Genomic DNA, 14,484 nt, shown 5'->3' on the forward strand with positions numbered 1-14,484 from the left:
TTATTTTATAAGGTGAACATCTCTCTGTGGAAACGGAATTGTAATATTATTTTCTCTAAATTTTTTATCAATTTCAAAACGCAAATCACTTTTAATTTGCAAATGCGCATAACTGTTATTGATATTAAACAACAACTTAAATTGTAAAGCACTATCTCCAAAATCCATAAACAAAACTCTTGGTTCAGGATTTTTTAAAATTTTTGAATGTGATTTTGCTACGTTTACTAAAATGTTTTTCACTAGTTCTACATCAGAACCATAAGCAACACCAACTTCTACTCCTTCTGTAGTTTGTACTCCATTCTGTGTCCAATTGAATAAACTTTGTGTTAAAAATTTATGATTAGGTATAATTAAAACTTTATCATCAATTGTTAATGCTCTTGTTGTTCTTAGTTTTATTTCAATAATCTTGCCAACTTTTCCATCAACCTCAACAATATCATTTACAGTGAGTGTTTTATCTAACAAAATGAAAATTCCTGAAATAATATCTTGAAAGAGTGTTTGTAAACCTAGACCAATACCTACAAGCAATGCTGCTGAACCTGCTAAAAGTACACTAACGTCAATTCCTGAAGATTCTAAGGCAATGATTAATACGGTGACATAAACGAAATATTGGAGAAAAGTAAAAATAGCTTTAAATTTTCCTTTATCTTCTTCATTTAATTTCCTGTACACCAATTTTTGAATCAGTTTTAACAAAAAACTAGTAATTAGTATAACAAAGATGATAAAGATTACTGTTTTTACATCTATGTGTATTGTATCAGTAATTTCAAAAGAAAAATTTAAAAACTCTTTTAATTTATCCATTTCATTTATCCTTTATATTTTAACCATTTGTACAAATCTTTGTAGCTTGGTTTTTTACCATACATTAAAATACCAACTCTATAAATTTTTGCAGCTAGCCAAACCATAAACACAAAAGTAATTAATAAAAGCGTCATAGATATGGCTAGTTCATACCACGAAACACCAAAAGGAACACGCATTAACATTACTATAGGAGATGTAAATGGTATATAAGAAAATGCCACAGAAATTGGCCCATGAGGATCGTTAATTACGGTTGCAAACCCTACATAAACTCCTAAAATTAATGGTAACATAATTGGAAGCATAAATTGTTGCGTATCTGTCTCATTATCTACAGCAGCTCCAACTGCTGCAAACATAGAGCTATATAACATATATCCTCCTAAAAAATAAAATATAAAGAGAACAAATAGTTTTAAAATTGGTAATCTTAAAATTTCTTGTATAATCAGTTGTCCTTTATCACCACTTGCTGTTTGTTTGATTGCGTCCATTTGTTCTGCTGGAACTCTAGAGCTTTGCATTTCCATCATATCAATACCAAAGATTGATGAAGCAATTGTAATAATTACAAAAAGTAACACCCCCCAAATAAAAAATTGTAATAATCCTGCAGAAGCGTTTCCAATAATTTTTCCTAGCATTAACTGAAAAGGTTTTACAGAGGATACAATGACTTCTATAATTCTACTGGTTTTTTCTTCGATAACACTTCGCATTACAGAGGTTCCATAAATCATAACAAACATCATCAAAAAATAACCTGCTATTGCTCCTACTCCAATCTTTAAACCATTAATTAGTTTGGATGATTCTTCACCAGAAAAATTATACATTTTAATGTCTGTATTAATTTTTGAAGCTTTAATTTTTCCTAAATCAATTCCGAAGTTGGTCAACTTTTCGTTTCTAATTTTTTGCTCAATTTTATTTTCTATTGTATTCATAAAAGACATTCCAGGAGTATCCTTAGAATAGAACTCAATAGATTTTGCTAGAATTTCTAAGCTATCTTGTTTGGGTATTAATAAGGCTCCATAATAATTTCCTGCCTCAACTTTTTTCTTTGTTTCTTCAATTCCTAATGCTGTATAATCTGTATAATGAATGGTTTTTGAATCTTTAAAGTCTTCTTTAGAAAACATTCCAGAATTGTCTACATAAACAATTTTCTTAACCTTTTCATCGTTTTTCTTCATCAGAAAATAGACCAAAGCTCCCATTCCTACCATAATTATCGGACTTAAAAAAGTCATCACGATAAATGATTTATTACGAACTTTTGCAATAAACTCTCTTTGTATTATTAGTTTTAACTTACCCATTTCTTAATTATTTTTGTTTACAGCCTGAATAAAAATATCGTTTGCAGTTGGTATCACTTCAACAAAATGATTCACTTCTCCTCTACTTGTTAATAACGATAATAAATCATTAGCAGTATTGCCTTTTGTTAAGGTTACATTGGCTGTAAAAGCATCATTTAATAGTTTAAAACTAGGTTTTGTTACTTTAAAATTCTCTTTTAATAAAGTTTCTATTTCAGATGAATTTGAATCAGATACCCCTACTTGAAAAGTATTAGTTCTAAACTCACGTTTGATATCATCTAATTTACCATCTAAAATTTTATTCGATTTGTTAATCAGCGCAATTTCATCACACATCTCTTCTACAGATTCCATTCTGTGAGTAGAAAAAATAATTGTTGCACCTTCATCTCTTAACTGTAAAATTTCTTTTGCAATAAGTTGTGCATTTATAGGATCAAAACCAGAAAAGGGTTCATCAAAAATCAGTAATTTTGGTTGATGCAAAACCGTAACAATAAACTGCACTTTTTGCGCCATTCCTTTAGAAAGCTCTTCAATTTTTTTCCCCCACCAAGCAGAAATATCAAATTTTTCGAACCAATATTTTAACCTTTTCTTCGCTTCAGATTTACTCAACCCCTTTAATTGTGCTAAGTATAAAGCTTGTTCACCTACCTTCATGGATTTATACAAACCACGTTCTTCTGGTAGGTAACCAATTTGTTCAACATGATGAGGAGCCAAAAGTTCACCGTCTAAAAAAACAGTACCGCTATCTGGCATAGTAATTTGATTGATGATTCTTATCAAGGATGTTTTTCCTGCTCCATTTGGACCTAACAATCCAAAAACACTTCCTTTTGGTATGTGTAGTGAAACATCATTTAATGCTGTAAAATCTCCATATTTTTTTACAACATTGTTAATTTCTAATAAATTATTCATTGAGTGTTGTTGATTTTTTATGAAAGCTATCTGTAATTACAAACTTACATATTTTAATACTATTAGTGCCAAAAAACAAAAAACGTTACAACTTAATTTTATGTTAATTTTACTATGCATGCATAACTTTTTCTACATTTATTATGCGTGCATAATAAATTTTTATATATTTGAGGCAATGGAAAAAAATGAAACGATAGACCATCAATTAAGAGCAACATGGCAAGCTGTAGCTAAAATGTATAATGAGCAAGCCGCTCATCATAATAGCACTATGGCAACTGCTTTTGTTTTATTGAATATTGATAAGAAAAATGGAACTCCATCTACAGCTCTTGGTCCTTTAATGGGTATGGAACCCACGAGTCTTTCAAGAATTTTAAAATCTATGGAAGCTAAAGGAGCAATTTGCAGAGAAAAAAATCCTGAAGATGGTAGAAGTGTCATTATCAAATTAACTGATTATGGTAGAGAAATGCGCAGAATTTCTCGTGGACACGTTATCCAATTTAATGAAACTGTAAGAGAACACGTTTCTGAAAAAGATCTAGAAGGTTTTTTTAAAGTAACATCTACAATTAATAAACTTATTGCTGATAGAGAAATCTACGATGAAATCAGTAATAAAGCAGTATAAAACAAACTAAACTAATGGCAAGAAGAATTAAAAAAGTAGCAATAGTTGGCTCTGGAATTATGGGAAGCGGAATTGCATGTCATTTCGCAAATATTGGTGTTGAAGTTCTTTTATTGGATATTGTTCCAAGAGAATTAAACGACAAAGAGAAAGCCAAAGGACTCACATTAGAAGACAAAGTTGTACGTAATCGTTTGGTAAATGATGCGCTTACAGCTTCCCTTAAATCCAAACCTTCGCCAATTTACAATCAAAAATTTGCAAGTAGAATTACTACTGGTAATTTAGAAGATGATATTGCAAAAGTTGCAGATGTAGATTGGATTATGGAGGTTGTGGTGGAAAGACTAGACATCAAAAAAACAGTTTTTGAAAAACTAGAAAAACACAGAACTCCTGGTACCATTATTTCTTCTAACACTTCTGGTATTCCAATTAAATTTATGAATGAAGGAAGAAGCGAAGATTTCCAAAAGCATTTTGCTGTAACACACTTTTTTAACCCTCCAAGATATTTAAAACTTTTTGAGGTAGTTCCTGGACCAGATTGTAAACAAGAGGTTACAGATTTCTTAATGATGTATGGTGAAAAGTTTTTAGGAAAAACATCGGTTTTAGCTAAAGACACACCTGCGTTTATTGGAAATAGAATTGGAATTTTCGGAATTCAATCGCTATTTCATCAAGTAAAAGAATTAGGTTTAACTGTAGAAGAAGTTGATAAATTAACTGGACCTGTAATTGGTAGACCAAAATCGGCAACTTTTAGAACTGTGGATGTGGTTGGTTTAGATACGTTGGCACATGTTGCTAATGGTATTTATGAAAACTGTCCAGATGATGAAGCGCATGAATTGTTTAAACTGCCAGATTTCATCAACACAATGATGGAAAACAAATGGTTAGGTAGCAAAACAGGGCAAGGTTTTTACAAAAAAGTTAAAAATGATGCTGGTAAAAGTGAAATTCTAACTTTAGATTTAGACACATTAGAATATCGTTCTAAAAAACGTGCAAAATTTGCAACTTTAGAACTAACAAAAACTATAGACAAACCTATTGATCGTTTTAAAATTTTAGTAGGTGGTAAAGACAAAGCAGGCGAATTCTACAGAAAGAATTTTGCAGCAATGTTTGCCTATGTGCAAAATAGAATTCCAGAAATTTCTGACGAATTATATAAAATTGATGATGCCATGAAAGCTGGTTTTGGATGGGAAAATGGTCCATTTGAAATTTGGGATGCTGTTGGTGTAGAAAAAGGAATCGAATTAATGAAAGCTGAAGGAAAAGAACCTGCAACTTGGGTAACAGAAATGTTAGCTACTGGTTCTAAATCTTTTTATTCTGTAAAAGAAGGTGCTACTTATTATTATGATATCCCTTCTAAATCTCAAACTAAAAAACCAGGTCAAGATGGTTTTATCATTTTAGATAATATTAGAAAATCGAATGAGGTTTTCAAAAACTCTGGTGTTGTTATAGAAGATATTGGAGATGGAATTTTAAATGTAGAATTTCAATCTAAAATGAATACTATTGGTGGTGATGTTTTAGCAGGAATCAACAAAGGTATTGATTTGGCAGAAAAAGATTTTCAAGGATTGGTGGTTGGTAACCAAGCAGCAAACTTTTCTGTTGGTGCCAATATTGGTATGATTTTTATGATGGCTGTAGAGCAAGAATATGATGAGTTGAATTATGCCATTAAATATTTCCAAGACACAATGATGCGTATGCGTTATTCATCAATACCAACAATTTCTGCTCCTCATGGAATGGCTTTAGGTGGTGGTTGCGAAATTTCTTTACACGCAGATAAAGTGGTTGCAGCAGCAGAAACCTATATGGGCTTAGTAGAATTTGGCGTTGGTGTAATTCCTGGTGGTGGTGGTTCTAAAGAAATGGCATTAAGAGCATCAGATTCTTTTAATAAAGGTGATGTTGAGCTAAATATATTACAAGAAAACTTTTTAACTATTGGTATGGCAAAAGTATCTACTTCTGGTTACGAAGCTTTCGATTTGGGATTATTGCAAAAAGGAAAAGATGTAATTGTTGTTAATAAAGACAGACAAATTGCAACCGCAAAAGCACATGCAAAATTAATGGCAGAAAGTGGGTATACACAACCTGTAAAACGTAAAGATGTAAAAGTATTAGGTAAACAAGCCTTAGGTATGTTCTTAGTGGGTACAGATTCTATGGAACATTCTAAATACATTTCTGAGCACGATCAAAAAATAGCCAATAAGCTTGCTTATGTAATGGCTGGTGGCGATTTATCTGAACCAACCATGGTAACTGAACAATATTTATTGGATTTAGAAAGAGAAGCATTTTTATCATTATGTACAGAGCGTAAAACCTTAGAACGTATTCAGCATATGTTAAAAACTGGTAAACCGTTGAGAAACTAAATAAAAGAGTATAGAGTAGACAGAATTAAGTATTAAGATTCTTATAAAAAATAAATAGTTAATTCTAAAAATCTTAATACTTAATACTAACAATCTTAATACCTAAATAGAATGCACAGATTCGAAGATTTAAAAATATGGCAAAAAGCAATGGATATAACTGAAAAATGTTACATCGCTACCGAAAATTTTCCAAAGGAAGAAAAATACGGTTTAACGTCACAACTTAGAAGAAGTGCTGTGTCAATTCCTTCAAATATTTCAGAAGGAGCAGGTAGAAATACAAATGGAGAATTTAGACAGTTTTTAGGAATTGCAAATGGTTCTTCTTATGAATTATTAACACAATTATATTTATCAAAAAGATTAAATTTAATTAATGAAGAAAATGTAAGACCTATTATAAATGAAGTACTTGAAGTTACGAGAATGAATTTTTCTCTTCAAAAATCACTTACTAAGTCTTAATTCTTAATACTAAAATCTTAATACATTATGAGCAAACAAGCTTACATAGTAAAAGCATACAGAACTGCAGTTGGTAAGGCTCCAAAAGGTGTTTTCCGTTTTAAGCGTGCAGATGAGTTGGGTGCAGAAACCATTCAACATATGATGAAAGAATTACCAAATTTAGACGTAAAACGTATAGATGATGTAATTGTTGGTAACGCAATGCCAGAAGGTTCACAAGGATTAAACATGGCGCGTTTTATTTCTTTAATAGGGTTAAATTCTGTGGATGTTCCTGGAGTAACTGTAAACCGTTTTTGTTCTTCTGGATTAGAAACGATTGCCATGGCTGCTGCTAAAATTAATGCAGGAATGGCAAGTTGTATCATTGCAGGTGGTTCAGAAAGTATGAGCTCTGTACCTATGACAGGTTTTAAACCAGAATTAAACTACGACACTATTAAAGATGGACATGCAGATTATTATTGGGGAATGGGAAATACTGCAGAAGCAGTTGCTAATCAATTTAAAGTTTCTAGAGAAGACCAAGATGAATTTGCGTATAATTCTCACATGAAAGCTTTAAAAGCACAGGCAGAAAATCGTTTTCAAGATCAAATTGTTCCTATTGAAGTAGAACAAACTTACTTAGATGAAAATGGCAAAAAAGCAACTAAAAAATATACAGTTACTAAAGATGAAGGCCCAAGAGCAGGGACATCTACGGCTGTTTTAAATAAATTAAGACCTGTTTTTGCTGCTAATGGAAGTGTTACTGCAGGTAATTCATCACAAATGAGTGATGGTGCTGCTTTTGTAATGGTGATGAGCGAAGAAATGGTAAAAGAATTAAATATAGAGCCTATTGCTAGAGTTGTAAATTATGCTGCTGCTGGTGTAGAACCTAGAATTATGGGTATTGGTCCTGTAGCTGCAATTCCGAAAGCTTTAAAACAAGCTGGTTTGCAACAAAAAGATATTGAATTAATAGAATTGAATGAAGCTTTTGCATCACAATCTTTAGCTGTTATGCGCGAATTAGACTTGAATCAAGACATTGTAAATGTAAACGGTGGTGCAATTGCATTAGGACATCCTTTAGGTTGTACAGGTGCAAAACTATCTGTGCAATTATTTGATGAAATGCGCAAACGTAGTATGAAAAATAAATACGGAATGGTAACGATGTGTGTTGGAACAGGTCAAGGTGCTGCAGGAATATTCGAATTTTTAAATTAAAAAAACAACATTAAACACTATAAAAATGGAAGCAACAGAGCAAAAAGATATTTTAAGAGGTGGACAGTTTTTAGTTAAAGAAACAAACTGTGAAGACATTTTTACTCCAGAAGATTTTTCTGAAGAACAACAGATGATGAAGGAAGCTGTGATGGAATTTAATGACAGAGAAATTATTCCTCATAAAGACAGATTTGAAGCAAAAGATTATGCACTTACTGAAGAAGTAATGCGTAAAGCTGGTGAGTTAGGTTTCTTAGGTGTTGCTGTACCTGAAGCATACGATGGTTTAGGAATGGGGTTTGTTTCTACAGTTTTAACTTGTGATTACATTTCAAGCGGAACAGGTTCTTTTAGTACTGCTTTTGGTGCACATACAGGTATTGGTACAATGCCAATTACACTTTATGGAACTGAAGAGCAAAAACAAAAATATGTGCCCAAATTAGCCACTGGTGAGTGGTTTGGAGCTTATTGTTTAACAGAACCTGGTGCTGGTTCTGATGCAAATTCTGGAAAAACTACCGCAGAATTGTCTGAAGATGGAAAATCTTATAAAATTAACGGACAAAAAATGTGGATTTCAAACGCAGGTTTTTGTCGTTTAATGATAGTTTTTGCTCGTATTGAAAATGATAAAAACATTACAGGTTTTATTGTAGAATATGACAAAGAAAATGCAAACGGAATTACTTTAGGAGAAGAAGAACATAAATTAGGTATTAGAGCATCATCTACAAGACAAGTGTTTTTTAACGATACTGTTGTTCCTGCAGAAAACATGTTAGCAGGTCGTGGAGAAGGTTTTAAAATAGCTATGAATGCACTAAATGTTGGTCGTATTAAATTAGCAGCAGCTTGTTTAGATTCGCAACGAAGAATTGTTTCTCATGCAGTAAATTACGCAAATGAACGTAAACAATTTAAAACTCCAATTTCAGATTTTGGTGCCATAAAAGTAAAGTTAGCAGAAATGGCAACCAGCACTTATGTTGGTGAATCTGCAACCTATAGAGCTTCTAAAAATATTGAAGATAGAATTGCTTTAAGAATTGCTGCAGGTAACTCTCATCAAGAAGCAGAATTAAAAGGTGTAGAAGAATATGCTATAGAATGTTCTATTTTAAAAGTAGCCGTTTCTGAAGATGTACAAAATTGTGCAGATGAAGGAATTCAAATTTTTGGAGGTATGGGATTCTCTGAAGAAACACCCATGGAATCTGCTTGGAGAGATGCAAGAATAGCACGTATTTATGAAGGAACAAATGAGATTAACAGAATGCTTTCTATTGGAATGTTAATAAAAAAAGCAATGAAAGGTCATGTTGATTTATTAGGCCCTGCAACAGAAGTTGCAGAAAGTTTAATGGGGATTCCTTCTTTTGAAACTCCTGATTTTTCAGAATTGTTTTCTGAAGAAAAAGTAATGATTGCTAAATTAAAAAAGACATTTTTAATGGTTGCTGGTGCTGCACTTCAAAAATATGGCCAAGAAATTGAAAATCATCAACAATTATTACTAGCAGCTTCAGATATATTAATTGAAATTTATATGGCTGAATCTGCAATTTTGAGAACAGAGAAAAATGCAAAACGTTTTGGAGAAGAATCTCAATCTGTACAAATTGCAATGTCTAAATTATATTTATATCATGCTGTTGATACCATTGAAGAAAAAGGTAAAGAAAGTATTATTTCTTTTGCTGAAGGAGATGAACAACGTATGATGTTAATGGGATTAAAGCGTTTTACAAAATATGCAAATTATCCTGACATAGTTGACTTACGTAATGAAATAGCAGAAAAAGTAAAAGCAGAAAATAAATACTGCTTTTAAAAAACTCTTGATGTCAAATTGAGTTTGTTGTATTCTAAAATTCTTCAAACTCAACTGACAACCAGAGTACATAAAAATTAATTTAAAGCTTCAAGTTTTAGGTTATGGTTAGTTGTTTGTTTAAAAGACCATCTTTATTGATGGTCTTTTTTTGTATTAAATTGATGTTAATTGCATGTATTTGAATTCACATTGATTTTGTTTTATTGTAAATTAGTGCTTTCTAAACTATTAAAAATGAAACGAATGTTATTTTCATATACTCCATTAGTATTTAGTTTTTTGTTCTTATTTTGCTCAAATCCTGAAGTAAAAAAAGAATCATCAATAACTTCTAAAACAATAAAATCTAATCCTACTGAAAAGCATCCAAAGTTTAACGACTATTGGTATGCAGGAAAAGCAGAAATAACTTCGTACAAACTATCACAAGTTAGATATGGAGAGATTCATGAAGGTACTGCTGTTAATATTTATGTTACAGAGGATTTCTTACCAAAGAAGCAAGTGAAAGCGGATACTCAAAATGACAAAAATATTCCTATTTTAAAACTGAATAGTACAAAAAAATTCACCACTGGTATCTATCCTTATTCATTAATGACAAGTACCTTCTCACCTATTAACACAAAAGAAAATGCCATTAAAATTTCTTTTTCTGCACAAGAATGGTGTGGAAATACTTTTGTGCAATTGAATAATAAAACCAATTATCAAATTGATTTTCATTCGTATTTTGAAAGTAATTCCGATAGAAAGTTAACACTTAAAAAACATCCGTTAGAAAATCATTTTTGGAATCAACTTCGAATTGATCCTAAGAATATTAAAAAAGGAAGATACAAAGTAATTCCATCAATGGAGTTTTTAGCATTACATCATCAAAAAATTAAAGCTTATGATGCTGAAGTTAATCTCGTAGAAAAAGGAAAATTTCAATACTTTTCAGTCTATTATCCTACTTTAAAAAGAAAACTTACCATCAAACTAACCAAATATTTCCCTTATACTATTGAGAGTTGGGAAGAAAGCATCAATAGTCGTGGAAAAAAATTAATTACTAAAGCAGCAAAAATAAAAACCATACAATCTGCTTATTGGGCTAAAAATGGTGCTGCAGATGTTGAAGAACGAAAAGAATTAGGTTTGGATTAATTTTTCTAATTTGGCAATAAATATCGCTACTATGAAACAAAACCTATTTTACCTACTTAGTATATCAATACTTGTCTTTGGCTGTCAGTCAAAAAAAACAATTCAGATTGATAAAAAAGCATTGTTAAATAACATCAAAATTCTTTCTCATGACTCGTTAGAAGGTCGTGGTTTTTCGAAAAAAGGAAATTATAAAGCACAAACATTTATTTCAAACCAATTTGATAAAATAGGTTTAGAAAAAGTACAAAATGATGATTTTATTCAGAAGTTTCCCTATACTTTTTCTGGTAAACGAAGACAACGAATGTTTCCAATAGAAAATACAAATGAAGATTTTTCTAATGTCCCAGATACTATTGTTTATGGGGGAAATGTGATTGGAAAAATAGCTGGGAAATCAAACAAAACAATTGTAGTTTCTGGTCATTTAGATCATCTAGGCATTAGAAATGGAAAAATTTACAATGGTGCAGATGATGATGCTTCAGGAACAGCAGCATTGTTTACTATTGCTAAATATTTTAAAAAACACAAACCCAAACACACCTTAGTTTTTGCTGCTGTAGATGCAGAAGAAATTGGTTCTTTGGGTGCTGATTATTGGCTGAAAAATTATCCTAATAAAAAAGACATTGTTTTAAATGTAAATATGGATATGATTGCTCACAATGATAGTAACGAATTGTATGCTTGTGGAACGTATCATTATCCTCTGTTAAAAGCACCTTTGCAAAAAAACACATCTACCATTCGTTTGTTATTTGGTCATGATAATCCTAATGACAAAACTAAAGATGACTGGACATTTTCTTCTGATCATAGAATTTTTCATAAAGAAAAAATACCATTCATCTATTTTGGAGTTGAAGATCACAAAGATTATCACAAACCCACTGATACTTTTGAGAATATTAATCAAGAGTTTTATGCTGAGTCAGTAAAATTGATTATTGAAGCTATTGAGAATTTAGATAGTTCTTTAAAATAAAAAGAGATTCCGTTTCTGGAATCTCTTTTTTATTAAACTACAACAGTTGTGCTGCTTATTCTAAAGCTCCTAAGTAACGTTCTGCATCTAAAGCAGCCATACAACCTGTACCTGCAGCAGTTACTGCTTGTCTGTATTCTTTATCTTGGATATCTCCAGCAGCAAAAACTCCTGGTAAATTTGTTTTTGTAGATTTGCCTTTGGTGATTAAATATCCTGTTTCATCCATATCTAAAACTCCTTTAAACAAGTCAGAATTTGGTTTATGACCAATTGCAATAAACACACCTGTTACAGGTATTTCTGCAGTTTCCTTTGTTTGATTATTGATAGCTCTTACACCTGTAACCACATTATCACCTAAAACCTCATCAATTTCTGTGTTATACAACACTTCTATATTTTCTGTTTTATTAACTCTGTGTTGCATAGCTTTAGAGGCTCTCATATAATCTTTACGAACCAACATCGTTACTTTGCTACAAATATTTGCTAAATAGGTTGCTTCTTCTGCAGCAGTATCTCCTGCTCCAACAACCACAACATCTTGTCCTTTATAGAAAAAACCATCGCAAGTTGCACATGCAGAAACACCACCACCAATTAAACGTTGTTCACTTTCTATACCTAAGTATTTTGCAGTAGCTCCTGTAGATATAATTATAGTTTTTGCTTCTATGTGTTTAGATTCATCTACAATTATTTTATGAACTCCACCAACTTTATCACTCAAATCTACTTTGGTAACCATTCCAAAACGAACTTCAGTACCAAAACGCTCTGCTTGATGTTTTAAGTCTTCCATCATTGCAGGTCCATCAGTACCATCTTTATAACCAGGAAAATTATCTACCTCTGTAGTTGTGGTTAATTGTCCACCCATTTGCATACCTGTGTACATTACAGGTTTCATATCTGCTCTAGCTGCATAAATTGCTGCAGTATAACCTGCAGGACCAGAACCAATAATTAAACATTTAATTTTTTCGATATTTTCTGACATAATTTGATTTGAAAAATTTAGATAACAAAACTATATTTTTAGATTTATTTATCACATATTTTTACATGAATAATTATAATTAGTTAATAACAAAAATTTATAGATTGTTTATATTAATGAAAATATTTACTTAGAAACGGATTCTACTTCTTTTTCTGTAATCATTTTATTATTTGTATTTCCCCAAGAATTGGTAATATAATTCATAACATCTGCAACTTCATCTGCATACAAACCTAAATTGGTCATCATACCTCTGTATGTAAATCCGTTTACAACTATTTTACCACTTAAACCATACTTTATAGCTCTAATACTTGCCTCTCTTTTTTCCATTAAGTAGTCAGATTTCGCCAAAGGCGGATACACTTTAGCAACACCTTTACCATTTGGTAAATGGCAAGTTGCACACATATCTTTATACACTGCTTTGCCTCTTTTTATACTTTCTTTAAGTTTATTGTCTTGTATTAAAGTATACTCTTTGTTTTTAGTTTTAAATGATAAAACAAAAAAACACAACACTAAAATTCTAATCGTTTTTTTCATATTAATTTGGTATTATTTTTACAATTCCTACACCTTCTATTCCAACATATAAATAGCCATCATTACCTTGTTCTATAGAACGCACTCTTCCTAAATTTTCTAAAATTTTTTCTTCTTTTACAACTTTTCCGTTTTCTAAATAACAGTTTGCAACATATTTAAATTTTAAAGAGCCAACCAATAAATTACCTTTCCATTTTGGGTATTTATCTGAGTTTACAAAAGCCATTCCACTTGGCGCTATTGATGGATCCCAATAATGCAATGGTTGTTCCATACCTACTTTTTTAGTGATATCCGTAAACTTGGTACCTGAATAATTTACCCCATAACTTATAACTGGCCAACCGTAATTTTTTCCTTTTTTGATGATATTTATTTCATCACCACCTTTAGGACCATGTTCATGAGACCAAATTTCTTTGGTAAACGGATTGATTTCCATTCCTTGTGGATTTCTATGTCCGAAACTAAAAATGGCTGTTTTAGCATTTTTTTCGTTTACAAACGGATTATCTTCTGGCACAGTTCCATCATCATTTAAACGATAAATTTTACCACAATCTCTGGTAATATCTTGCGGATTTTCATCTCTATTACCTCTATCTCCAATAGAAAAATAAATTCTATTATCTGTATCAAAAGCAATTCTAGAGCCAAAATGTTGCCCTCTTCTGCTATTTGGATACGCTTTATACAATACTTTTTGTTCAGATAATTTTCCGTCTTTAAAAACTGCCCTCATTAATGTTGTATTTGCTCCTCTTTCTTTACCCTGAGAAGATGCATAAGTGAAATAAATAAAATTATTCTTTTTAAAATTTGGATGCAACTCAATATCCATTAATCCTCCTTGCCCCCTTACAGTAACTTCTGGCATACCCGTAATTTTAGTTTTTTTACCATTCTTAAAATGAATCAATTCTCCCGATTTTTCTGTAATTAAAATAGAATTGTCTGGTAAAAATGTAAATCCCCAAGGAATATTTAATTCGGGCACAACAACTTCTGTGGTGTACTTAAAACCCTCACTTTTAGCAGTCAATGACTCTTGAGCGCACGAAAAAAAAGCTATAAAAAGAAAGGACAGTAAAAAATAGATATGTTTCATTTTTTT

Annotated in this window: 13 protein-coding genes; 7 read left to right on the top strand and 6 right to left on the bottom strand. The window is 31.4% G+C overall.

The window, feature by feature from the left end; all coding sequences use genetic code 11:
• Genes FP421_RS12965 through FP421_RS12975 form a run of 3 tightly spaced genes read right to left on the bottom strand, consistent with a single transcriptional unit; the run spans window position 1 to window position 3,086 of the window.
• The gene (locus FP421_RS12965; RefSeq protein WP_159951312.1) at window positions 1-822 is read right to left on the bottom strand and encodes a mechanosensitive ion channel family protein; all 822 of its coding nucleotides are present in this window, start codon (window positions 820-822) and stop codon (window positions 1-3) included.
• Window positions 823-827: 5 nt separating this feature from the next.
• The gene (locus FP421_RS12970; RefSeq protein ID WP_159951314.1) at window positions 828-2,153 is read right to left on the bottom strand and encodes an ABC transporter permease; all 1,326 of its coding nucleotides are present in this window, start codon (window positions 2,151-2,153) and stop codon (window positions 828-830) included.
• 3 nt (window positions 2,154-2,156) lie between these two features.
• Window positions 2,157-3,086 (bottom strand): ABC transporter ATP-binding protein, encoded by a 930-nt coding sequence (locus FP421_RS12975; RefSeq protein ID WP_159951316.1) that lies wholly within the window; start codon window positions 3,084-3,086, stop codon window positions 2,157-2,159.
• A 178-nt stretch (window positions 3,087-3,264) separates the two neighbouring features.
• Between FP421_RS12975 and FP421_RS12980 the strand changes: the two genes are divergently transcribed.
• From FP421_RS12980 to FP421_RS13010, 7 genes are all read left to right on the top strand, one after another.
• Window positions 3,265-3,723 carry a MarR family winged helix-turn-helix transcriptional regulator gene (locus FP421_RS12980; protein ID WP_159951318.1) on the top strand — a complete coding sequence of 153 codons (459 nt, stop codon included), beginning with the start codon at window positions 3,265-3,267 and terminating at the stop codon, window positions 3,721-3,723.
• A 14-nt stretch (window positions 3,724-3,737) separates the two neighbouring features.
• Entirely contained in the window at window positions 3,738-6,143 is a 2,406-nt protein-coding gene (locus FP421_RS12985) for a 3-hydroxyacyl-CoA dehydrogenase/enoyl-CoA hydratase family protein (protein WP_159951320.1), read from the top strand.
• 111 nt (window positions 6,144-6,254) lie between these two features.
• A complete protein-coding gene (locus FP421_RS12990; protein WP_159951322.1) occupies window positions 6,255-6,611 on the top strand; it encodes a four helix bundle protein in 357 nt (118 codons plus the stop codon).
• Between the two features lie 27 nt (window positions 6,612-6,638).
• Window positions 6,639-7,832 (top strand): acetyl-CoA C-acyltransferase, encoded by a 1,194-nt coding sequence (locus FP421_RS12995; RefSeq protein WP_159951324.1) that lies wholly within the window; start codon window positions 6,639-6,641, stop codon window positions 7,830-7,832.
• Between the two features lie 25 nt (window positions 7,833-7,857).
• Window positions 7,858-9,669, top strand: a complete 1,812-nt coding sequence (locus tag FP421_RS13000; protein WP_159951326.1) for an acyl-CoA dehydrogenase family protein — start codon at window positions 7,858-7,860, stop codon at window positions 9,667-9,669.
• 237 nt (window positions 9,670-9,906) lie between these two features.
• Entirely contained in the window at window positions 9,907-10,824 is a 918-nt protein-coding gene (locus tag FP421_RS13005; RefSeq protein ID WP_159951328.1) for a septum formation inhibitor Maf, read from the top strand.
• A gap of 31 nt (window positions 10,825-10,855) precedes the next feature.
• Window positions 10,856-11,815, top strand: a complete 960-nt coding sequence (locus FP421_RS13010) for a M20/M25/M40 family metallo-hydrolase (RefSeq protein WP_159951330.1) — start codon at window positions 10,856-10,858, stop codon at window positions 11,813-11,815.
• A gap of 55 nt (window positions 11,816-11,870) precedes the next feature.
• Here the strand turns inward: FP421_RS13010 and trxB are convergent, their stop codons facing one another.
• The 3 genes from trxB to FP421_RS13025 form a co-directional block, all read right to left on the bottom strand.
• Complete coding sequence (gene trxB / locus FP421_RS13015; protein ID WP_159951332.1) at window positions 11,871-12,818, bottom strand: thioredoxin-disulfide reductase; 948 nt, start codon at window positions 12,816-12,818, stop codon at window positions 11,871-11,873.
• Window positions 12,819-12,944: 126 nt separating this feature from the next.
• Window positions 12,945-13,367 (bottom strand): c-type cytochrome, encoded by a 423-nt coding sequence (locus FP421_RS13020; RefSeq protein ID WP_159951334.1) that lies wholly within the window; start codon window positions 13,365-13,367, stop codon window positions 12,945-12,947.
• A gap of 1 nt (window position 13,368) precedes the next feature.
• Window positions 13,369-14,478 (bottom strand): PQQ-dependent sugar dehydrogenase, encoded by a 1,110-nt coding sequence (locus tag FP421_RS13025; protein WP_159951336.1) that lies wholly within the window; start codon window positions 14,476-14,478, stop codon window positions 13,369-13,371.
• Between the last annotated feature and the right edge of the window lie 6 nt (window positions 14,479-14,484).

Source organism: Polaribacter septentrionalilitoris, from assembly GCF_009832745.1.
Lineage (GTDB): Bacteria > Bacteroidota > Bacteroidia > Flavobacteriales > Flavobacteriaceae > Polaribacter > Polaribacter septentrionalilitoris.

What these genes read in the sequence shown, in the direction of transcription:
- FP421_RS12965 (WP_159951312.1), bottom strand. Translation starts at nt 822, where the DNA reads ATGGATAAATTAAAAGAGTTTTTAAATTTTTCTTTTGAAATTACTGAT.
- FP421_RS12970 (WP_159951314.1), bottom strand. Translation starts at nt 2,153, where the DNA reads ATGGGTAAGTTAAAACTAATAATACAAAGAGAGTTTATTGCAAAAGTT.
- FP421_RS12975 (WP_159951316.1), bottom strand. Translation starts at nt 3,086, where the DNA reads ATGAATAATTTATTAGAAATTAACAATGTTGTAAAAAAATATGGAGAT.
- FP421_RS12980 (WP_159951318.1), top strand. Translation starts at nt 3,265, where the DNA reads ATGGAAAAAAATGAAACGATAGACCATCAATTAAGAGCAACATGGCAA.
- FP421_RS12985 (WP_159951320.1), top strand. Translation starts at nt 3,738, where the DNA reads ATGGCAAGAAGAATTAAAAAAGTAGCAATAGTTGGCTCTGGAATTATG.
- FP421_RS12990 (WP_159951322.1), top strand. Translation starts at nt 6,255, where the DNA reads ATGCACAGATTCGAAGATTTAAAAATATGGCAAAAAGCAATGGATATA.
- FP421_RS12995 (WP_159951324.1), top strand. Translation starts at nt 6,639, where the DNA reads ATGAGCAAACAAGCTTACATAGTAAAAGCATACAGAACTGCAGTTGGT.
- FP421_RS13000 (WP_159951326.1), top strand. Translation starts at nt 7,858, where the DNA reads ATGGAAGCAACAGAGCAAAAAGATATTTTAAGAGGTGGACAGTTTTTA.
- FP421_RS13005 (WP_159951328.1), top strand. Translation starts at nt 9,907, where the DNA reads ATGAAACGAATGTTATTTTCATATACTCCATTAGTATTTAGTTTTTTG.
- FP421_RS13010 (WP_159951330.1), top strand. Translation starts at nt 10,856, where the DNA reads ATGAAACAAAACCTATTTTACCTACTTAGTATATCAATACTTGTCTTT.
- trxB (WP_159951332.1), bottom strand. Translation starts at nt 12,818, where the DNA reads ATGTCAGAAAATATCGAAAAAATTAAATGTTTAATTATTGGTTCTGGT.
- FP421_RS13020 (WP_159951334.1), bottom strand. Translation starts at nt 13,367, where the DNA reads ATGAAAAAAACGATTAGAATTTTAGTGTTGTGTTTTTTTGTTTTATCA.
- FP421_RS13025 (WP_159951336.1), bottom strand. Translation starts at nt 14,478, where the DNA reads ATGAAACATATCTATTTTTTACTGTCCTTTCTTTTTATAGCTTTTTTT.